This is a genomic window from Sphingomonas phyllosphaerae (genome assembly GCF_036946485.1).
Taxonomy (GTDB): domain Bacteria; phylum Pseudomonadota; class Alphaproteobacteria; order Sphingomonadales; family Sphingomonadaceae; genus Sphingomonas; species Sphingomonas phyllosphaerae_E.
In genome coordinates, this window is sequence record NZ_JAQIJA010000001.1 from 446,881 (window position 1) to 467,478 (window position 20,598).

At 63.8% G+C, this 20,598-nt stretch carries 15 protein-coding genes; 8 read left to right on the forward strand and 7 right to left on the reverse strand.

Annotated features, from left to right (window positions below):
- Positions 1–4: 4 nt before the first annotated feature.
- Positions 5–1,102 (reverse strand): ABC transporter ATP-binding protein, encoded by a 1,098-nt coding sequence (locus PGN16_RS01955; protein WP_335307726.1) that lies wholly within the window; start codon positions 1,100–1,102, stop codon positions 5–7.
- Positions 1,099–2,151, reverse strand: coding sequence for a LacI family DNA-binding transcriptional regulator (locus PGN16_RS01960; RefSeq protein WP_335307727.1), 1,053 nt, complete (start codon positions 2,149–2,151; stop codon positions 1,099–1,101). The genes PGN16_RS01955 and PGN16_RS01960 overlap by 4 nt, the downstream gene beginning before the upstream one ends.
- A gap of 153 nt (positions 2,152–2,304) precedes the next feature.
- Between PGN16_RS01960 and PGN16_RS01965 the strand changes: the two genes are divergently transcribed.
- The 6 genes from PGN16_RS01965 to PGN16_RS01990 are packed head-to-tail and all read left to right on the forward strand — an operon-like array spanning position 2,305 to position 8,718.
- A complete protein-coding gene (locus PGN16_RS01965; protein ID WP_335307728.1) occupies positions 2,305–3,591 on the forward strand; it encodes a hypothetical protein in 1,287 nt (428 codons plus the stop codon).
- Entirely contained in the window at positions 3,588–4,871 is a 1,284-nt protein-coding gene (locus PGN16_RS01970) for an ABC transporter substrate-binding protein (RefSeq protein ID WP_335307729.1), read from the forward strand. The genes PGN16_RS01965 and PGN16_RS01970 overlap by 4 nt, the downstream gene beginning before the upstream one ends.
- Positions 4,868–5,761: a carbohydrate ABC transporter permease gene (locus PGN16_RS01975; protein WP_335307730.1), complete on the forward strand. Its 894-nt coding sequence runs from the start codon at positions 4,868–4,870 to the stop codon at positions 5,759–5,761. Before PGN16_RS01970 ends, PGN16_RS01975 begins: the two co-directional genes overlap by 4 nt.
- The gene (locus PGN16_RS01980; protein ID WP_335307731.1) at positions 5,758–6,609 is read left to right on the forward strand and encodes a carbohydrate ABC transporter permease; all 852 of its coding nucleotides are present in this window, start codon (positions 5,758–5,760) and stop codon (positions 6,607–6,609) included. Before PGN16_RS01975 ends, PGN16_RS01980 begins: the two co-directional genes overlap by 4 nt.
- A gap of 5 nt (positions 6,610–6,614) precedes the next feature.
- Positions 6,615–7,697 carry a glycoside hydrolase family 130 protein gene (locus PGN16_RS01985; RefSeq protein WP_335307732.1) on the forward strand — a complete coding sequence of 361 codons (1,083 nt, stop codon included), beginning with the start codon at positions 6,615–6,617 and terminating at the stop codon, positions 7,695–7,697.
- Positions 7,698–7,731: 34 nt separating this feature from the next.
- Entirely contained in the window at positions 7,732–8,718 is a 987-nt protein-coding gene (locus PGN16_RS01990) for a DUF1861 family protein (protein ID WP_335307733.1), read from the forward strand.
- A gap of 280 nt (positions 8,719–8,998) precedes the next feature.
- Here PGN16_RS01990 and PGN16_RS01995 read toward each other — a convergent pair whose 3' ends face one another.
- The 4 genes from PGN16_RS01995 to PGN16_RS02010 form a co-directional block, all read right to left on the reverse strand.
- Entirely contained in the window at positions 8,999–9,469 is a 471-nt protein-coding gene (locus PGN16_RS01995) for a class I SAM-dependent methyltransferase (RefSeq protein WP_335307734.1), read from the reverse strand.
- Positions 9,470–9,719: 250 nt separating this feature from the next.
- Positions 9,720–12,578, reverse strand: a complete 2,859-nt coding sequence (locus PGN16_RS02000) for a TonB-dependent receptor (RefSeq protein WP_335307735.1) — start codon at positions 12,576–12,578, stop codon at positions 9,720–9,722.
- Positions 12,579–12,657: 79 nt separating this feature from the next.
- Entirely contained in the window at positions 12,658–13,680 is a 1,023-nt protein-coding gene (locus PGN16_RS02005) for a ferritin-like domain-containing protein (RefSeq protein WP_335307736.1), read from the reverse strand.
- Positions 13,681–13,703: 23 nt separating this feature from the next.
- Complete coding sequence (locus PGN16_RS02010) at positions 13,704–14,561, reverse strand: ferritin-like domain-containing protein (RefSeq protein ID WP_335307737.1); 858 nt, start codon at positions 14,559–14,561, stop codon at positions 13,704–13,706.
- 686 nt (positions 14,562–15,247) lie between these two features.
- On the opposite strand from PGN16_RS02010, the gene PGN16_RS02015 reads away from it, so the two are divergent.
- Both PGN16_RS02015 and PGN16_RS02020 read left to right on the forward strand, forming a co-directional pair.
- On the forward strand, positions 15,248–16,306 hold the full coding sequence (locus PGN16_RS02015) for an AAA family ATPase (RefSeq protein ID WP_335307738.1): 1,059 nt from the start codon (positions 15,248–15,250) through the stop codon (positions 16,304–16,306).
- Complete coding sequence (locus tag PGN16_RS02020; protein ID WP_335307739.1) at positions 16,215–18,734, forward strand: S8 family peptidase; 2,520 nt, start codon at positions 16,215–16,217, stop codon at positions 18,732–18,734. The genes PGN16_RS02015 and PGN16_RS02020 overlap by 92 nt, the downstream gene beginning before the upstream one ends.
- A 355-nt stretch (positions 18,735–19,089) precedes the next feature.
- On the opposite strand, the gene PGN16_RS02025 is transcribed toward PGN16_RS02020, so the two are convergent.
- Positions 19,090–20,595 carry an MFS transporter gene (locus tag PGN16_RS02025; RefSeq protein WP_335307740.1) on the reverse strand — a complete coding sequence of 502 codons (1,506 nt, stop codon included), beginning with the start codon at positions 20,593–20,595 and terminating at the stop codon, positions 19,090–19,092.
- Positions 20,596–20,598: the final 3 nt, after the last annotated feature.

Here is a 20,598-nt window from a genome sequence, read left to right on the forward strand (position 1 = left end):
CTGTTTAACGATCAACCTGCCGCCGGGCAATGGCTTGACCGGCGCTATCGAACAACAACGCGCGCGCCGGATCGGCGAAGAGCGCAAGGGTGCCGGGCACCGCGACCGCGTGGTGTCCGTCGAACTTGGCGCGAAACTCACCCGCGCCCGGGATCGTGCCGTAGACGAAGGTCGAATGACCCAGCGCCTCGACCGCGTCGGCGCGCATTTCAAGCGCGATCCACTCGGCATTGGCTGTTAGGCCGAGATGTTCGGGGCGCAGACCAACCGTCAGCCTGTCGCCCGCCGCAACCCCGTCCGCCGCAGCCACGAAGCGCGTTCCGCCCGCCAGCTCGATCAATGCTTCGGTGCCGTCTTTGCTCAGAACGGTGGCGTCGAGCAGGTTGATGCGCGGGCTGCCGATGAAGCCGGCGGTGAAGACGTTCGCCGGGTGATGATACACGTCCAGCGGCGTCCCCACCTGCGCGATTTGGCCGCGATCCAGCACGACCAGCCGATCGGCCAATGTCATCGCCTCCACCTGGTCGTGGGTGACGTAGACCATGGTGGCGCCCAGCCGCTTGTGCAGGCTGGCGAGTTCGTGCCGCATCCGGACGCGCAGGTCGGCGTCGAGGTTCGACAAGGGTTCATCGAACAGGAACAGCGCGGGTTCGCGGACGATCGCGCGGCCGATCGCGACCCGCTGTCGCTGTCCTCCCGATAGTTGCGCGGGCAGGCGATCGAGCAGCGTGTCGAGTTCTAGGATCGTTGCGGCATGAGCGACCTGTTGCGCGATCCCGTCGCGCGGCGTGCGCATGTTGCGGAGGCCGAAGCTGAGGTTCTCGCGCACCGTCATGTGCGGATAGAGCGCGTAAGACTGGAAGACCATCGCAACGCCGCGCGAGGCGGCGGGAACGCGGGTGACGTCGCGGTTGCCGATGCGGATGGTCCCGGCGCTGACGTCCTCCAGCCCGGCGATCATGCGCAGGACGGTGGACTTGCCGCAGCCGGACGAGCCGACCAGCACGACGAACTCGCCGTCCGCGATCTCCAGATCGATGCCGTGGATCGTGTCTACGCCGCCATAGGATTTGCGAAGGTCGGAAAGGGTGAGGGCGCTCATTTTTTGCCAGTATCCGGTGCCGTAGCGGTGGTGTCGCCGATGACGAACTCGGCCTCGATCGCGATCGAAGTCGTGCCCTCCTTGTCGGGGCGCAGCAGGATTTCGGCCGCGCGTCGTCCTTTTTCGCAGGCGTTCTGGCGAACGGTGGTGAGCCGCAATCCCGGCGACATGCTGCCGGGCGGATCGATACCATCGAAGCCGGTGACAGAGAGCGTCGCGGGCACCTGCCGGCCAAGGGTGGCAGCGCCGGCGAGCGCACCATAGGCCAGCCGGTCGGAGAAGCAGACCAGCGCGGTCAATTCCGGCCGACAGCGCAGCAGCCACGCGGCGGCACGCTGTCCGCCGTCCTCGCAATTGGTGGTTTCGCAGACCAGTACGGCGCTGCGCGGGACGCCGGCGGCGTCCACGGCGTCGCGACACCCCTCCATTCGTTCATGCACGACATAGCTTTCGTCCGAGAAATCGTCCTCGAGCGAGCGGATGTCGCCGGTGCCTTCCTCGCGCGGGAAGGTCACGATGGCGAAATGGCGGTGCCCGAGCGCGAGCAGATGCGCGACCACGGCCTGCATCGCCGCGCGATCGTTGGTCAGGACGCTCGAAAGCTCGGGGGCGTCGAAGTCGACCACCACCGTCGGCAAGCCGCGCGCCAGCGCCTGCCGGATGGTCGGATGACTGCGATACGGTGCGTTGAGGATGAAGCCGTCGACGATCGCCGCAAGCTGGTCGCGCTGTTCCGGTCGCTTGTTCTGCAACGGGATCAGGACGATGTTCGCGCCCTCGTCCTCGCACACCGACGAGATGCCGCGCAGGAAGGCGATGTCGTGCGGATCGGTGAAGGCGTAGCTCAACTGGTCGTTGAACAGCACGCCGATCGCGCCGCAGCGACCGGTGCGCAGCGACCGCGCCGCGGGGTTGGGCCCCTCATAATTCACCGCGCGCGCGTGCGCGATGATCCGGTCGCGCAGCGCCTTCGATACTTTCGCCGGGTTGTTATAGGCGTTCGACACCGACGTATGCGTGACGCCCAGATCGGACGCGATCGATTTCAATGTGGCCCGTTTGGCCCGCGCCATAATCCTCTCCCGCGGTTCCGCCGCCGTTTGCCGGTCCTTAGCGGTCCGGGTTGACACCGACAACCGCCGATGTTTATCGATAAACTCAGCCGTCGGAAAGATCGGCATCTGGGAGGTGGATCGCACCTGATGACATGTCTGCGCGGGACCCTGTTCGGGATTGCCGTCGCGCTGGTCGCGACCGGTGCGCCGCCCGCCCATGCCCGGCCGCAAGCGGTGGCGCTCGACGTTCGCGCAACGTCTGCGGCCGCGCAGACGGTCGCTCTCGCCCATTTCGATCATCTGTCTGCCGAAACGGTGGTTGACGGCGAAAGGGTGGGCGTGCTGCGCATCTACAGCGAGGCGCCCGACTATCGCTTCGCGATCGAGCCGAACGAAGGCTATGCCTGTGTCGACGATGTCGCCCGCGGCATGGTGCTGCTGGCGGCGATGCCGGCCTTGACGCCGGCACGCGCCCGCCAACTCGACCTGATGACGCGCTTCGTGCTGAAGATGCAGGCCGAAAATGGCTATTTCCACAATTTCATCTGGGCCGGCGGGCGGATCAATCGCACGTATCGAACCTCTCTGGCCGAATTGAACTGGTGGTCGCTGCGCGCGCTCTGGGGGCTCGAGGCGGCGCTGCAGAAATTGCCGGCGGATTCGACGACGGCACGTCGCGCGCGGGCAGCGGCGGACCGGCTGGTCGCAAATCTCAAGCGCGACCTGCCGGTCGATCGCGCGGGGACGACGATGGTTGCCGGCGTGACGGCGCCCGACTGGCTGCCGTTCGGCTCGGGCGCGGATGCCGCCTCGACCGCGCTGCTCGGACTGATGCCGCATTACCGGCGGACCGGCGACGCTGGGACGCGCGCGTTGATCGCGCGGACCGGCGAGGGGCTGGTCGCGATGCAGGCGGGCGACAGGAACAGCTTCCCCTATGGTGCGCATCTCAGCTGGCGCAACCAATGGCATGCATGGGGCAATGCGCAGGCCTATGCCTTGCTGCGCGCCGGTGCGTTGCTCGACCGCCAGGATTTCACACGGAGCGCGCTGGTCGAGATCGACACTTTCTACCCATACCTGCTCCGCACCGGCATGCTGTCGAGCTTTGCGCTGCGGCGAACCGGTGATCGGACCGCGGCCTACGACGTCGCGCGCTTTCCCCAGATCGCTTACGGCATCAGCCCGATGGTACTGGCCGCGGACGAGGCGCATCGCGTCACGGGTGACACGCGCTACCGCGATCTCGCCCGCCGGCTTTCGGCGTGGTTCGCTGGCGACAATGAAGCGCGCCAGCGGATGTACGACCCGGCGACCGGCCGCGCCTTCGACGGAATCGTCGACGCGACGAAGGTCAACAGGAATGCCGGGGCGGAGTCGACCGTGGAGGCGCTGCTCGCGCTCACCGCGATGCAGGGCACGCCGCTGCCGTGATCGCGCGGCGCGACCTGCTCCGCTACGGCGCGGCGGCGTTGCTGGCCGGCTGCGCGCCGCGGACGAGCGAACGGCACGCCGATCGCATCCGGCTGTGGGTCGGCCCGAACGCGGCGGAGGAAGGCTTCTGGAAGATCGCGGTGGCGCGCTGGAACGTCCTCGGCCGCGGCCTGCCGGTGACGTTCACCACCATTCCGACCGCGGGCAATTCGGAGGACACCGTGCTGTCGGCGCTGGTCGCCGGCACCGAGCCCGATCTGTCGACCAACATCTTCTCCGGCTTCGCGGTGCAGCTGGCGACGCTCGGGCAGGTCGAGGATCTGGCCGCCATGCCCGGCTATGCCGAGCTGGTCGAACGCCGGCACATGAATGCGATCATGCCGGGCTGGACGCAGGGTGGCCGCGTCTTCGCGCTGCCGATCTATTCGAGTCCGACATTGCTGTGGTGGCGCGCCGATCTGCTGGAGGCGCACGGTCTGTCCGCGCCGCCCCGCACCTATGACGAGGTCTACCGCTTCTCCGATCGCTATGGAGGAACGAAGGGCCGGTCGCGCTACGGCATGCAGGTGATCGCGGGGCGTTCGTGGCAGGACCGCTGGTTCGACTTCATCTCCTTCTATTATGCCGCATCCCGCGGACAGCCCTATCTGGACGGCGCGCACGCGCTCTATGCGAACCCGGCCGGGCTTCAGGTCGCGACGTTTATCGACCGCATGTTTCGCGAACGCTGGACGGCGATGGACTTCGATGCGGAGGAGCCGCTTGTCACCGGCCTCGCCGCGGGCGCGGTCCGTGGCCCTTGGGATGTCGAGCGGTTCGCCAACCTCTATCCCGACACGTTGGCGCGGATCGTCGTCGGGCCGATGGTCGCCGCCACCCCGACCCCCGGTCCGGCCTCGACCTTTTCGGACAGCAAGGGCGTCGTCGTCTTCCGGAACAGCCGGGTCAAGCAGCAGGCGTTCGACTTCCTCGCCTGGGTGCTGGGCGACGAGGCGCTGAACCTGCTCTGGCTCGAGCGCACCGGACTGTCGCCGGCACGCGGCGATCTGCTTCAAAACCCGCGCTTCGCCGGCTACTATCGCAGCAGTGCAATCGGCCGCGCCTATGCCGAGCATGTCGCCAGCGCGCGTCCCCCGGCCTTGTCCGAGTACACGATCGACGTGCAGAAGATCATGGGGTCGCAATTGATCGAACCGCTGATGACCGGTCAGCAGCGGCCGCGCGTCGCGCTGACTGCCGCCGTGCAGCGGACCGATCGCATGCTGGAGGCGCAGGCATGATCCGTTGGCGAAACGATGGGCGCGGCCTGTCGCGCGAGGCGATCGTCGGGCTCTCGCTCGTCGGCGTCTATCTCGTGTTCACCGCGCTGTTCTGGGCCTATCCGTTCTTCTGGCTGGCCAAATTGTCCGTCACGCAGTGGCGCTTCTTCGACGAGCCGGTGTTCGTCGGCGCGCGCAACTTCGTCCGCACGGCGCAGGACCCGCAATTCCTCGGCGCGCTGTGGAATGTCGTGCGCTTCCTGGCGCTGTACCTGCCGATCGCGTTCGGCGGCGCGTTGCTGGTGGCGTTCGGGCTGCAGCATGTCGGGCGGGGGCGGGCGTTCGTGGCGCTGTGCTTCCTGCTTTCCAACGTGTCGTCCGGCGTCGCGCTGTCGCTGGTCTTTCTCAAGATCTTCAGTTCGACCGGTCCGCTCAACAATGCGCTCGACGCCGCGATCGGCGTCCGCATCCCATGGACCAACGACCCGACGCTGGCGATGCTGGCGATCGCGCTGGTCGTCGCATGGAAGTTCGTCGGCTATTACGGGCTGATCGTCTATTCGGGGCTGCTGACCGTGCCGCGCGAGCTTTACGACGCCGCGCGGCTCGATCACGCCGGGCGGTGGACACGGCTGGTCCGCATCACGCTGCCGATGCTCAACCCGCAGTTGATGATGGTGCTGACCTTCGCGATCCTGGTGGCGTTCGGGCTGTTCACCGAGCCGTATCTGATCACCGGCGGCGGTCCGGCCGACAGCACCGCGACGCCGCAGATGATCATCTACGAAACCGCCTTCCGCCGTCTGCAACCCAGCCACGCGGCGACCATGAGCATCGTCATCTCGCTCGGCTCGTACCTGTTGGTGGTGCTGGCGCGGCGACTGTTCGAGAAGAAGGTGGTGATCGCATGAGGATGCGGATGTCGGCGCTGTTCCGCGCCAAGACGCCCGGCGGCTGGCTGGCGACGGTGGCCATCTATGCGCTTGCGCTCACCTGGCTCTATCCCTTCGTCTGGATGGTGACCGCCGCGCTGAAGCCGACCGCCCAGATCTACACCACCGGGCTGTTCGCGGGCGACTGGACGCTCGACAACTTCCGCTTCCTGTTCGCGACCGCCGACAAGCTCGACCGACCGTTCCTCGCCGCGCTGGGGATCTCGGCGCTGGTGACGCTGAGCGTGACGGCGTCGGTGCTGGTCACTTCCGCGTTCATCGCCTTCGCGCTGGCGCGGCTGCGTTTCCCCGGGCGCAAGCTGTTCGGCGATTTCCTGCTGCTCCAGATGGTCATACCCACCACCATGTTCATCCTGCCGCTGTTCGTGCTCGTGAAGGAACTGGGGCTGCTTAACTCGCTGGCGGCGTTGATCCTGCCGTTCATGATGTCCGGTTGGGGCATCTACATGATGTCGCAGTCCTTCCGGTCGATGCCGGAGGAATATTTCGACGCGGCGCGCCTCGACCGGGCGAGCCTGTGGCAGACGGTCACGAAGATCGTCATGCCGCTCAACACCTCGATCATCGCGATCGTCGCGCTCTTCACCTTCACCGGCACATGGGACAATTTCCTGTGGCCGCTGATCGCGATCTCCGAAGCCGACCGGATGCCGCTGTCCGTGCTGCTGGCGACGTTCAGCAAGCAATATGGCGGCTATGCCGGGCCCGTGATGGCCGGTGCGGTGTTACAGACCTTGCCGCTCGCGCTGCTGTTCCTCCTCTTCCGCCGCCAGTTCCTTCAGGGCATGGCGCTGAGCCTCAAGTGAGTGTCATGACCTTCGACCGCCCGCACGACCTGCTGAAACGCTCGCCGGCCAATCCGCTGATCGTCCCCGAACAGGTGCGACCCAGCCGGCCCGACTGGCGGGTCGACTGCGCCTTCAACGCCGGCGTGGTGCAGGTCGGCGACGAGACGATCATGCTGGTGCGCGTCGCGGAGAGCGTCGCCGCATCCGCGCCGGGCGAGCTGCGCGTGCCGCTGCTGGCCGAGGACGGCGCTGGGTGGCGGTGCACGGTCGAAAGCCTCCGCCGCGACGATCCGGCGTATGATTTTGCCGATCCGCGCATGGTCGTGCTGCGGGCAGATCCGGCACAGGTGTACCTCACCTCCATGTCGCACCTGCGCCTCGCGCGGAGTACGAACGGCACCGATTTCACGATCGACGACGCACCGTTCCTGTTCCCGTCCACACGCTACGAGCGGTTCGGGTGCGAGGACGCGCGGATCACCGCCATCGAGGGGCGCTTTTACATCAACTACACCGCCGTGTCGGACCTCGGCATCGCCACCGGGCTCGCGGTCACCGACGATTTCCGGCGCGTCGAGCGGCTCGGCCTCATCTTCTCGCCCGACAATCGCGACGTGTGTTTGTTTCCCCGCCGGATCGGCGGCGAATATTGGTGCCTTCACCGCCCGGCACCGCGACACCTGGGCACACCGGAAATCTGGATCGCGCGCTCGCCCGACCTGCTGCACTGGGGGCGGCACGAGCGGCTCGCCGGGGCGGTGCCCGGCGGCTGGGAGGCCAGCAAGATCGGCGGGGGTGCGCCGATGCTGGAGACCGACAGGGGCTGGTTGCAGATCTACCACGGCGTCGATGCGCAGCAGCGTTACAGTCTGGGCGCGCTGCTGCTCGATCTGGACGACCCGCGGATCGTTCGCGCCCGGCTCGGCCGGCCGCTCGCCCGACCGGCCGAACCCTATGAGGTGACCGGCTTCTTCGACAATGTCCTGTTCACCTGCGGCGCGACGATCCGGGACGACGCGCTGTACGTCTATTACGGCGCGGCGGACCGCGTGATGGCGCTGGGCACGGTGGCCCTGCCCGAGCTGTGGGCGGCGATGGGCGTGTGACGCCGCAGATCATTCAGGATTTCAGGAGATCGTCGTGACCCGCGAGAGCATCATTCGCGTCAAGACACTGGCCGACGCCTTCGCCGCCGACACGGCGGGCCAGGCACCGGCCACGGGCAAGCTCCGCTTCACCGGGGTGGGGGAGTGCGACGTCTACAACATCTCCGCGCCGTTCCGCTCCGCCGGCCGGCGGGTGATCGCGGGGCGGGTGGAGCCGCGCGACAGCGAGGAGTCGACGGCCATCTTCTTCGAGGAAAAGGACGGCCTCTGGCACCCGATCAACGGTGCGCCGCGCTTCCGGCTACAGGACCCGTTCGTCACCGAGATCGCCGGTGAGCTGGTGTTCGGCGGCGTGGCGGTCGACCTGCGGCCGGCGCAACCGATCTGGCACACCGTCTTCTATCGCGGCGCGGACGTGTTCGATCTCCGTCCCTTCTTCGCCGGTCCGATCGGGATGAAGGACATCCGGCTTTGCGAACTCGCCGACGGGCGGGTCGCGATCTTCACCCGACCGCGCGGCGAAAAGGGCGGCCGCGGCACGATCGGCTACACGGAGGTCGCGGATCTGGATGCGCTGAGCATCGACGCGATCGAGGCGGCGCCGATGCTCGACGACATGTTCCATCCGCTCGACTGGGGCGGCGCGAACGAGGCGCATCTGCTGGCATCGGGCGAGATCGGCGTGATCGCGCACGCGGCCTATTTCGAGCAGGACATCCTCTACGGCAAGCGGCGCTATTATGCCGTATCCTTCATCTTCGATCCCGCGACCCATACATGGCGCGACTATAGGATTATCGCCACACGTGATCAATTCGCGGCAGGCCCGGCCAAGCGCCCGGACCTGATCGACGTCGTCTTCTCGTCCGGGATCGAACAGGCGGGCGGCACGACACTGCTCTACGCCGGCACGTCGGATGCGGAGGCGCAGTGGGTCGAGATCGCGTATCCGTTTGATGTGGATGAGCACCAATCAGCTGCGACGGTCTGTACAATCGACGTCTCAGGTATTGCCTTTTGACGCCAGTAGAAGCCCCCTTTGCTCGTTCATAGCTGAAGTTTGACTGCTGGCTTGGCCATGACTGTCGTGCGTTTAAGAATTGCGATGGTTCTATCGTCCGCCTGAAGCCTTGCGCCCTTTGCAGATGAACCGAGGCCTGCAGTTCGAAAGGCACACCTGTGTGATGAGTGTCCGAGTGTAATCTTTTTTCGAAACATCTGAGAAGACGTCGCGGCGCTGATCTCCTTCCAGGCGCCTAGTTTCATTTCGGCCGAGCAACGCTAAGACGATCACCCTGCGACTAAGAAGGGCAACACGCGAGGACGATCCAGCGCATCGTGCGTCGTACGCTTCTCACGTGCCAGCGTTGGCCTGTCTGAGCCAGAAATCGCAGCTGAATATGAGCTGCGTGCTGAGCAAAGCCATGGAAGTCGATCCGGTGGTGCGCAAGCACGAGCGTGCCGCCGGGGCGGAGTGCACGTGCGACGTCAGACGCTGTCTGGGTCATGGCGCGTGGCATTAGGTAGTAGAGCAACTCGGCCACCATCGCCGCGTCATAGGGTGCACGAGCAAAGCGGCCGGGCACCGCCAGCCGGACCGCACGCGTGCGCATGCCGTGACCAGCGAGCGCCGCGGCGACCAGCTGCGCCCCCGTTGCTGTCGCCTCGGTCGCGTCGAGCCGCAGCGCGCGAGTTGCGAGCGCGCGGCTCTTCGAGCCATTGCCTGCCGCCAGCTCGAGAACGCGGCCGTGCGCCCCGGCAATCTGGTTCATAGAATTCGGGTTGAATATCAGACCCGTTTGGCCCTGAAGCGCTGTCCGTTCAAGCCTACGATTCTCACTTGTCGAGCGTGGGCCATGCCGCACTCAGCCGCACTGCCAGCCCGAGCTGCCTCGCGCGCCGCGCCTGGGATCGTCAGCACCGCATCGCCCTTCTTTTCGGCATCGCGATCGAGGGGGGGGGCAAGCTGATCTCTTTGCCGAACCTGCATCAGATTGCTACGCTGACATTAATAAATTAGTCCTAGAAATTGTAGCGCACATTCAAACCATAAGTGCGCGCCATATAAACGACCGCATTCGGCTGATCCGGATATCCGTAAAAGGTCCGGCGCGCGCTAGCACCTAAGTTCTGTGCCTGCGCTCCGACACTTAAATTCTTCAGGGACCCCTTTGTAAAGCGATAGCTGACGTTCGCCTCCATCCAGGTAAATGGCAGGATGTAGTCGGAATTACGTAAAGGATTGCGGATCGTCGTGATGAATTTGTCGCGCCAATTCCAGATGAATCGACCGCTCATTCCGCCACGTTCGAACAATCCCATGATCGTTGCGGATTTCGGCGCCGTGCCGGCGATCGGAACGTTCCCTACTGGCAAGTTGAGCACGCCCTCTCGTGCCGGATAGTTCAGGTTCGATTCCACATAAGTAAAATTACCACTGACGCCGAAATTGGCGAGGATACCCGGCAGGAACGTGAAGAACGTTTGTCCTTGAACCTCGACGCCTCGGCGATATCCTGCACCCGCATTGATCGGACGGTTGACCGTGAAGGGGTTTGGATAATTATCAAGAAACTCCAGGCTCTGGAACGTGCCAATCAATCCCGACAATTTCCAGTAGAAAGGTGCGATCGTCAGAATACCCGTTCGGCCAAAGTAATATTCGAGCGAGGCATCGAACTTGGTTGTCTGCTGCGGCTTCAGATTCGGGTTGCCGCCGTCTGCTGCCCCGCCGCCTGACGCGGTGTCCGTGAAATTAAGATAAGGAGAAAGATCGTAGGAGCGCGGACGTACGATCGAGGATGTATAGCCAAGTCGAAGCTGCAAGTCCTTCAGAAAGTGGATGTTCATGCTGGCGCTGGGATTGACGTCAAGCGCGTTGGTGCGCCCCGCCGTGGGTTCGAAACCTACCAGCGTCGTATTAACGCCGTTCACAATCTGCGCGCGTGTGACTCGGTTGAACCCATTCAGGTTGAGCATTGTGTTCACGATACGAGCGCCGATGACACCGTCGATTGGGAACAACAATTCGAGGCTGTATCGCGTTTGCCCATAGAACGCGATCACATCCTCGGCGCCATTAAAGAAGTCGCTTTGGCTAAGTGGACCGAGTTGTTGAGCGAAAAGCGGCGCCTTCACCCCGCGCTGCTGCTCTATCCCGGCCAGATAGCTGTACAACAGCGGTAGGTTCGAACGGGCGACCTCACGATCATAACCAAGCCAGCGAGCATTGTTTTCGACCCCGGTTCCCTCGAAACCCTGCGCAATCGCAACGAGGTTGTTGTACCCGTCCGGCATCTGGTCCGCGGGGATCGACAGACCCGAGATCGAGCGGCTCCGGTTCTGCCGGTCGAAGGTGCGATGGGCGACCCGAAGGCCGATCTGGATGTTGTCGATCAACGGCATCTTGGGGCGCAGTGTCAGATCGACAAGCGCTTCCACCAAGCTACCTTTATTGACTCGCTTGCTCTCGTCGAACTGGAAAAAGCGGTATTGGTTCGGATCGAGCAGATCGAGATTGCGGAAATTCAGGTTCAACTGGGGGAACTTGAACCGATCGCTCGCAAATTCTACATCATAGACGGGTCTGTTGACAAACCGGTTGCGGATCGTCTGCTCGCTGACGGGGGAGCTTGCATAATTATAGTTTAATTTTGTGTTAAGCGAGAAGAAATCGGTATCGTAATCGACTCCGAAGCGGCCGTAATATTGATCGGTAAAAACATCCTGCGAGAAGTTGATTGGGCCGACCTGCGTCACGGGGGATGCGGTAACCGATCCTATGCGGTTGGTTCCGGGCACGAGAGAGATGTTGCTTAGAGCGGGGAGGGTGTTGGAAGAATTTGCCTGAGTCAGTATTGGCATATAAAGTTGGTTGACGGTCCGACGAACACGGATCGCGTTGTAATTGCCCTCCAATACGATCGATAACTCGTTGGTGGGCTTCCACTGCGCCGAGGCGGTGTAGGATTTGGTCGTTCGTGTGCCGACGTTATATTGGAAGGCGACTTGGTTTGGCGCGACTGTTGGAAATGGCAGAATCTGCGGGCCAGTCACTTGGCGGGTCTGCACCGTGCCGAGCGGATCGTTGAAGGCACGGGATTCGAGGAAAGGATTGCTATTATAGGTGACGTTGAGCAACAATCCCATTTGCCCGATCGGCGTATCCACCCGGTAATTGACAATCGCGGTGTAATTCTGGAAGTACTTCTTTGACTGATTGTTATAACGGCCGGTCGCGATTCCGAATACGCTTAGTCCCTTTTTGAAGTCGACCGGGCGACGCAGGTTGATGTTGATCGAACCACTGCCGGATCCTTCGACTTGAGATGGTGTCGACGTTTTATAGACTTCAATGCTCTTTACCAAGTCCGCGGGAAGATCCTGAATGAACGTGTTGCGATCAAGCGACGAGAACGATTCGGTGCCGTTGACCGTAGTTTGGACGCCGCCCAATCCGCGCAGCTGGATGTCGCTGACCTCACCCTCGTCGCGCCCTACCTGGATGCCTGGAATATAGGATACCACGTCGCCCACCGTATTGGCGGGCAATTTGCCGACATCCTCGGCCCTGATAACGTCGACGATCTGATCGGCATCCCGCTTTTGATTGCGCGCCTCGGCGAGACTGTCTTTGATGCCCCGGACGACGACGTCGCCGCCTGGATCATCGCCATTAGCAATTTCCGCTGCGCGTTCGGCCGCGCGCTCGCGCTGCTCGCGTTCGCTCTCCTTTTCCGCCTTCGCGCGAGCCCTGGCTGCGTCACGGTCCGCTGTCTTGGTCTGCCCTAAAGGCTTGGCTTGCGCGCCGTCGGCGCCTGTAAGGCATGTCGCGGCCGCCAGCACCATCAGCGACGTGCGCCCCAGCAATTGCATCTGCATGGTAAATCCCCTCACGCTTTTTGCTTCGCAGCGTCCCCTCCGCTGCGTTCGTCATCGTTTCTCGACAGGACCGCAGCCTTCAGGTGGCCGCGCTTGTCGCGATCGCGCCCGTCAGGCCGGACGGGAAGAAGCCGCCTGCTGTCGCAATCGCCCGGGTCAAATAGACAACGTTGACGGTCAATTGGGGCGGGCGCCCATAGATCAGGCCTTCGCCATCGGCGTTGGTAATGTTCGCGACGCTTGTCGGCGCCGTTGCGGTGCCACCGGATACGCCTTGATCGTCATCCAACGACGAATCGTAGCTGTCGCGCGCGTCGCTCAGCCGAATCGCGTTCTGGCGCAGCGTGCTGCCGCTCGTCAGGCCGCGCAGATAGATCTGCGTCCTCACCATCGCGGTATGTTGCGCAGATGTTCCCAGCAGGCCGCCGAGTGGAACGATGATCGCAGAGGCCTGACATAGGGGTAGGACGCCCTTATAGGCGCCGGTGGTGATATCCTCGAGAACGAAGGCACCGAGCAGGAAGAGATTCTCACTCGCATAGACGTCGAAAGTCGCGGAGCCAGTGACGATGGTGGCCGCGCGAGCGATCTGCGTGAAAGCGCCGCCATCGGTCACGTCGAGGTTCAACGCGGGCCGAGCCACGGCGGCAGCGCCGAGCAGGCCACGCAGGCGGGTGACCTGGTCGATCTTTTCGAAGGCGATCTCCCGGAACATGTCGCCCAACGCGTCCGTGGCGAAGGTGACCTGACGAGGTCCGTTCACCGTTCCTGCACCCGCGCCGACCAAAGTTGCCGGCAACGGCACGCCAAGCACGGCCCGCGAATAGAACTCGCCCTGGAGATAGGTTAACTGCAGCATCAGCACCAACAAGTCGTTGTCACTCAGTGCCTGGATCGTCGGGGTGCCGGTCGCAAACGGAGTAGACGTGCCAGTCGGTGTCGGCGTCGGCGTATTCGCCAGCGGCGACTGGTCGTCGTTTTTGCAGGCAGCCAGCGCCGCGAGCAGGCTGACGACGGCGCCACCGCTTCCCAGTTGCAGGACGCGGCGACGCGCCAGCATTTCGCGATCCGGGTTTCCCGGATCGACCTCATGCAGTCTCATAATATGCTCCTCCGTGTAGAGCGTCAGATGCTGGCGCTGGTGCGGAAAGTCCCGTTCACGCCAACGGGGAAGAACCCGCCCTGAGTGGCTGCGGTGCGGCTGAGATAGAGTTGCGCAAGTACCTGTTCCGGCGTGCACTGCCCGACTTCGCCGTTGTTATCAGCCGATGTGACGTTAGAGTGTTTCACCGTTGTCGCCGCGCCTGACGGGCCGGTATAGGTTCGCGTCGACCCGGAAATGCCGTATCCCGCCTTCTCGCCGCCGAGCATACGACGGAATGCAGCGATCTTGTCCGCGTTGGTCCGCATTTGCGCCGCCGTTGCACCTCGGGCATACAAAAGTCCGCGGATCACTGCGGCATGATGGGCCTCGGTCGCGATTAGCCCGCAAAAAAGTTGTACTACGACCCGATTAGTCAGCAAAGGTAGTAGTCCGCGATAGGCCGCGAGCGCGGTATCCTTCAGGTAGAAGGCTGAATACAGCATGTTTTCTTCGGATGCGTAGGGGTCGAAGCTCGCGCCCGTTGCGACTACACCCGCTTGCTGCATGACGGTTGCGAAAGGGCCGGTCGTGCCGCCGGTTATGTCCAGCGCGGGCTGCCCGATCGCCAACGCACCAATGATGACGCGCATCGGGGTCGCGACGTTGCGGGTGTCATTGCCGATCTCAGTGATAAGCGCGGTAGTCGCGTCGTCGAGCTTCACCTTGCGCCCGGGAGTAACGGCACCGATAGCTCCCGTGCCAATCTGCGCTGCCACAGCGCCGCCGGTCACGACATAACTAAAGAATTGTCCTTGAAGATACGAGAGGTTGAGCGCGAAATTAAGCGCTGAGATGTCCGATGTGGTCTGAGCCGCGGCAGGACCGATATATGACAACATCAAAGATGCTGTAACTGTCGTTGCGACCGCTGACCGAAATAGGTCGCGCCGATAAACTCCTGATACGAGCATCAGATCCCCTCCAATATTCTGCTCCCTTAGCCATTAATCGTACACGGTATTCATATGACGTCAAGATTTTATCATACAACTCCCTAAGTTGGCTTTGAAAGCGGTCGTTGTCTTCAGAGAAAAAGCTTAGATAGTAATAGGATGCGCAGCGGAGAGGGGCAGTAGACGGCTTGCGAATGCGGGTTCCGAGTATGGTCCCGATCAAAGTTGCCATACCAAAAACAACGGCGCTTACGGCTGGTCGGCATGAGACTAGTTGAATCTCTTGCGCTGCAAACCTGCTATAGTGGCCGTCCGCACTGGCTTCCGGCTGTCGAAGGACCGGTGTGCAGCTGACCGATCAAACTGGAAAGATGTTCGAGCTGCACGAGCCGACAGCCTTCAGCCTGCTGGCCTTGTTTCGAACGTCTCTATCTGTCCGATCGTCTGCTCTTTCCAGCTCGATCGCGCTACTCAGCGCGGTCGATGTCCGATAGGCGGGACGGGTCTCGATGAACGGGCTTGGCATACGGACGTTTAGCCTTCATTCGGCGTTTGTTCCGAAAATGATTCACAGTTCGGCACGCGCGTGTTAGTCTTCGCCCACAGGGCGAAAGGGTGGTGGTAAACGGTCGATGGCACGAAGTGATCTCCTTGTTTCCCTGATCAAGGCAGGCGCTTCCGGCGATCGATCCTCGTTGACCGCAACGGTCGAGGCGCTCGTGGCGGAGGAGCGTGCCAAGAGCCATAATGTGCTGGCTGACCGCCTCCACCGCGCACTCCAATCGGTGCCGGTCACCACGTCGAGCGAATTGCGACGTCCGAGTGCTGCGGGACGCGACTTCGTCATCGAAACCGAGCCGAGGGCGACGCTCGAGAGCCTGATCCTAACGCTGCCGGCTGAACAGCTCACGCGCCAGCTCATCGAGGAGCAGCGCCGCGCGGACCTGTTACGCGCGCAGGGGATGCAGCCCCGGCACCGAGTGCTGCTCTCTGGGCCGCCAGGAAACGGCAAGACGTCGATCGCGGAGGCGATCGCGGAGGCCGTTGCCGTTCCGCTCCTTACCGTGCGTTACGATGCGCTGGTCGGCGCCTATCTCGGTGAGACCAACGCGCGGCTCGCACGCCTCTTCGAATATGCGCGCGCGACGCCATGCGTATTGTTCTTCGATGAGTTCGACGCGGTCGGCAAGGAACGGGGCGACGTTCATGAGACCGGCGAGATCAAGAGGGTCGTGTCGTTCCTGCTCATGCAGCTCGATCAGTTGCCGAGCTATGTGATCGTGGTCGCTGCCACCAACCATGCCGAACTGCTCGACCGGGCGGTCTGGCGGCGCTTCCAGCTCCGGATCGATATGCCTTTGCCGACGCGCGACGGAATGGCGATCCTGATCGACCGCTTTTTTAGCGCGTGGCCGGAGAGTCCGGGCATGACGGCCAAGGCGGTTGCCACCCAAATGGGCCGAACGAGCTTTGCCGAGGTGTTTGAATTCTGTCAGAATATCCGGCGGCGGCATATTCTGTTGCAGGGGGGCGAGATGCTGAAAGGCATTCTCGCGCAGGAGCTTCGGCTCTGGAAAACGCGTGTAAGACCGGAGAGAGATGGCGAATCCACCGGAACAACCGCTGTTGCGCCTGGGGGCAGCAACAGCGATCGGGCGACGGACGGGCAACGGGATCCCGATTCCGCGTAAGCTCGAGCCCGGCGATCAGGCGCAGACGCCCGCCGGCCGGAAACTGACCCGCCTCAGCGAACAGCTGGAAGCGAACACGCCCGCACTGCAACTGCGCGCCGATCCCGATGCTCTCGCGCCCGAACGATTGCTCGTCTTCGAACTGACAGGCGGCATCCTGAAATTCGAACAGGCGGTCCGCCTCGTTCCAGGCCTGGAATTCCTCGGCGCGGAGGATCTGGAGGAGGACGAGTTTGATAAGGCCCCGGCCGCCTACCTCATGGTCCCCTCCGAGGGCGCGCTGCGGAACATCGTCACGCTATGGCGCGGCTGGCAGCGAGACGGCACCGTTCCACCACGGTTCAGCGCCTGGAAAGCGATGCTCTCCCAATTGCGTGACATCCGGCCCTGGGGGCCGCAGGATCGCATTGCGCCCGAAGACGTGGATGTCCTGACCGCAGAAGTCGAGGCAGGCCAGCCGACGGTACGGGTCGAAATCGAGCTGGTCTTCCGCGTGAACGCCGCCGTTGCCGAGCGTGAAGCACAGGCCGGCATCGCCGCCGTTCGCGGCGTGATCATCGCCCGCTCGCGTATCGACGGCGCCGGTTATCATGCGCTGCTCACCGACATTCCGACCGAGGCGTTACGCGACGCGCTTGCCCGCGATCCGGCCAGCCTGGCCGGCTCCCGAGCAATCCTGCAAATTCGTCCGCAAAGCATTTTCCAGTCGGTTTCGATGGAAGAGGTTGCCGGGTTTCCCGCCGGCGATGCGCCCGAACTCGTCGGCGATCCGATCGCGGCGATCTTCGATGCCGTTCCGCTTTCCGGGCATCCGCGCCTGGCTGGCACGCTCAGCGTCGACGATCCGTTCGAGCTCGAACCGCTCGCCGTCGGACCCCGCAAGCACGGCACGGCGATGGCGTCTGCGGTGGTCCATGGTGACCTGAACAATGCCTGGGACCGGCCGCTCGAACGGCCCGTCCATTTCGTCAACATGCTCTATGCGACGGCTGACCCGGCGCGTCCCGAGCGCTTCCCCGATCGGCTGCCGGCCGATATGTTCGAGGAAGCACTGGTGCGCATGCGCGAAGGGGCCGACGCGACAGCACCCCATGTGATCGTCATCAACGCTTCACTCGGCGATCCGAACAAGCCCTTTGCCAATCGCATGTCCGGGTGGGCACGCGTCGTCGACTATCTGGCGAGCAAATACGGTGTGCTGTTCGTCATCAGCGCCGGCAATCATCACGCCCACGTCGAAACCCGGGATATGACCGCTGGCGCGTTCGAAGCGCTGGACATGCCGCAGAAAATCCGCGTCTTGCTTCGCGCCAGTGCATCGCAGATCGCCACACGCCGCATCCTGGCGCCCGCCGAGGCGGTCAACGCGATCACCGTCGGCGCCCTGCATGCCGATCATTATGAACACCCTTACCCGGTCACGCCCCCCACGTTCGACCTTTGGAACGGGACCGGTCTCAGCACGATCTCGAGCGGCCTCGGGCCGGGTTATCGCGGGGCGACCAAGCCCGAAATCCTTGCACCTGGAGGCCGGCATCATGTGCGGGTGGATCCGGCCGGTGATCATCATCGGCTGCAGCCGCTCACCACCAACGCAGCCATTTTCGGAGGGATAGCCGTCGCCGCACCACCAACCGCCACCTCCCTCAGCCCCAATGTGGTCGCGCGAACCGTCGGCACCAGCGTCGCAGCTGCGTTGGCGACCGGTGTCGCTGCCAGGGCGCACGAAGCGCTGGAGGCGGCCTATCCTGATTTCGTCGCCCTCCCGAGCGCGCAACGCGCTGCGCTCCTCAAGGCCTTGCTTGTTCACGGGGCTCGCTGGACCGAGGCGCGCGACCTGTTGATCGAAATCCTGGGGCCGTCGGACAATCGCCAGCATTACAGGCAGAAGGATAATGTGCGCCGTTATATCGGCTTCGGCGCCTACGATCCCGAGCTGATCGTCAACTGCGCCGATGATCGTGCGACCTTATGGGCGGTCGGTACACTCAACTCCGACCAAGGCAAGCGTTTCCGGATCCCGTGGCCGGCCGCCATGAGCGGCAAGGCACAGCCGCACGGGCTATCCGCGACCCTCGCCTGGTTCACTCCGCCGAAGCCGGGAGCCGTAGCCTACCGGGGTGTCAGGATGAAGATCGTCGAGCCGGGCCAGCTTGGCGCCGCCGGCGTGAAGGCGTGTGGCACGCAGCCCGATCCTAAACAGGCCCACAAGGGAACTGTGGTGCATCGTCGTTGGGACGGCGAGAAGGCTGCCGCAATCGCCGGAGACGGCTTCTTCGAACTGGATGTCCAGCGTGAGGTCGACGATCTCGATGCCGCCGTCAATTTCGCGCTGGTTATAACACTGCAAATGGCTGGTGAAGCCGCGATCTATACGCAAGTCCTCAATCGCGTGGCAATCAAGCCGATCGTTCCGGTAGCTGCCTGACCTGATCCGAACAGCTGAGTACCGAGACAAGCTTAGAACTCTGATCCGGAAGCCGTGTGATACACGGAACGGCTTGGCAATTTGCTTGGCAGGCGACAACTGATCTTAAGCCTTGGTGGCAACATCGGAAACGGGATGCTCGTTCATCATAACGGCCGCTGCGATGCCGACGACTGGCACCACCAGCGTGGTGGCGAGCAGGAGCACGACAAAGCAGTCGCCATCGCGCCTTGGCGCCAGCCTAAGGCGCGGGTCAGATGCGCGGTGACGATGTCGAAGGTCGCGACGCCCGTGGTGGTCCCGCACAGCATCGAGGCGACGAGCGCAGGTGATCCTCGTTCACATCCTGCAACGGTTACGCCGGTAGCTCCTTCGCACCGAGGAAGAGGATGACGACGACCGCCGTCGTGGCAGTGACGCCTGCAAGCAGGACGAGGAGCCAGCCGAAGGCGTCGCCATAGGCGGTGATAATAGCGGCTGGCTCCGCTCCCGGCAGCAGTGCGCGCGCCCCGGCGAAGTCGCCGCCTGCGAGACGCTGTCCCGCCCTGTGCGCATCGCCGGACAATCCGGCCGCACCGATCCGCGCGGTGACGAGCATGGCGAGGACCGCACCGACAACCGCCAGCGCAATTCCTTCGCCGGCGACACGCACGGTCGAAAAGATACCCGTCGCCATACCGGCGCGCTCCTTCGGAACCACGCTGACCGCGAGCCCGTCCATCAGGCCCCAGGGCAGGCCGATCCCGCAGCCGATCACCAGCATCGGCAGGGCGGTGGCGAGTGAGGGCGCACCGACCGGCGTCATCGCCAGCCACACCAGTCCAGCCGCCGACACGAACAGCCCGGTGCCGCAGATCGCGGCGGCGGGGAACCAGCGCGTCAGCATCCCCGCCACCATCGGCAGGACGAGAAGCGGCGAGGACAGCGCGATCATCAGCCCGCCCGCCGCGACCTCGCTCATCCCCTCGATACCCACGAAGCGGATGGGAAGGAGGATGAGCAGGACCACGAACCCATAAGCTGGCGCGGCGGCGAGCAATTGGACCCCGACGAAGCGAGGATACCGGAACAGCGACAGGTCGAGCATCGGCCGGGCAATTCGTCGCTCGATACCGATGAACGCAGCGAGGCAGAGGACAGCCCCGGCGAGCGCACCGACCACCAGCCCGTCGCCCCAGCCGCGTTCCGGGACGAGCAACATGCCATAGGTGAAGAGCGCCAGCATGGCGGTGAAGCATACCGCCCCGGGCCGGTCGAGCCCGGTCGAGGCAGGGTCCCGGCTTTCCGCCAGCGTCGCGCTTCCGATCACGAGGGCGAGCGTCGCGAAGGCGACCACGGCAAGGAAGATCGACCGCCAGCCGAAAGTCTCGATCATCAGCCCGGAGACGATCGGCCCGAGTGACAGGCCCACGCCGAAGCTTGTCCCGACGAGGCTGAAGGCGCGCATTCGCGCCCGGCCATCGAATGCCTGCGCGATCGCTGCCGCACCGCCTGCATAGGCCGCCGCGGCCGCCAGTCCTTGCCCGCCACGCAGGAGATCGAAGAGGAGGATGTTCGGCGCGAAGACCAGCGCCAGCGACGTCACCGCGAAACCTGTTGCGCCGAACAGGAAGACACGCCGCCGCCCATGGCTGTCGGCAAGGGCGCCGGCCGCCATCAGTCCCGACCCGAAGGTCAGCATGAAGGCATTGGTCGCCCAGGCCATGGCGACCGGCGTACCGTCCAGCATACGGCCGATCGCGGGCAAGGCCACGGCGGTTCCCGTGAAGGTGAGCGGCATGGCGACGGCCGCGAGGCAGACGGCGAGCAAGGCGAGGGCTGGGCGACCGCCGTCCTGCGGCGCAGAGGTAAGTTCGGTCATGAC

Bases quoted from the DNA above. Each gene is read 5' to 3' on its own strand.
- PGN16_RS02000 (WP_335307735.1), bottom strand. From the start codon at position 12,578: ATGCAGATGCAATTGCTGGGGCGCACGTCGCTGATGGTGCTGGCGGCC.
- PGN16_RS01985 (WP_335307732.1), top strand. From the start codon at position 6,615: ATGACCTTCGACCGCCCGCACGACCTGCTGAAACGCTCGCCGGCCAAT.
- PGN16_RS02010 (WP_335307737.1), bottom strand. From the start codon at position 14,561: ATGTTGTCATATATCGGTCCTGCCGCGGCTCAGACCACATCGGACATC.
- PGN16_RS01975 (WP_335307730.1), top strand. From the start codon at position 4,868: ATGATCCGTTGGCGAAACGATGGGCGCGGCCTGTCGCGCGAGGCGATC.
- PGN16_RS02015 (WP_335307738.1), top strand. From the start codon at position 15,248: ATGGCACGAAGTGATCTCCTTGTTTCCCTGATCAAGGCAGGCGCTTCC.
- PGN16_RS02025 (WP_335307740.1), bottom strand. From the start codon at position 20,595: ATGACCGAACTTACCTCTGCGCCGCAGGACGGCGGTCGCCCAGCCCTC.
- PGN16_RS01995 (WP_335307734.1), bottom strand. From the start codon at position 9,469: ATGAACCAGATTGCCGGGGCGCACGGCCGCGTTCTCGAGCTGGCGGCA.
- PGN16_RS01980 (WP_335307731.1), top strand. From the start codon at position 5,758: ATGAGGATGCGGATGTCGGCGCTGTTCCGCGCCAAGACGCCCGGCGGC.
- PGN16_RS02005 (WP_335307736.1), bottom strand. From the start codon at position 13,680: ATGAGACTGCATGAGGTCGATCCGGGAAACCCGGATCGCGAAATGCTG.
- PGN16_RS01955 (WP_335307726.1), bottom strand. From the start codon at position 1,102: ATGAGCGCCCTCACCCTTTCCGACCTTCGCAAATCCTATGGCGGCGTA.
- PGN16_RS02020 (WP_335307739.1), top strand. From the start codon at position 16,215: ATGGCGAATCCACCGGAACAACCGCTGTTGCGCCTGGGGGCAGCAACA.
- PGN16_RS01965 (WP_335307728.1), top strand. From the start codon at position 2,305: ATGACATGTCTGCGCGGGACCCTGTTCGGGATTGCCGTCGCGCTGGTC.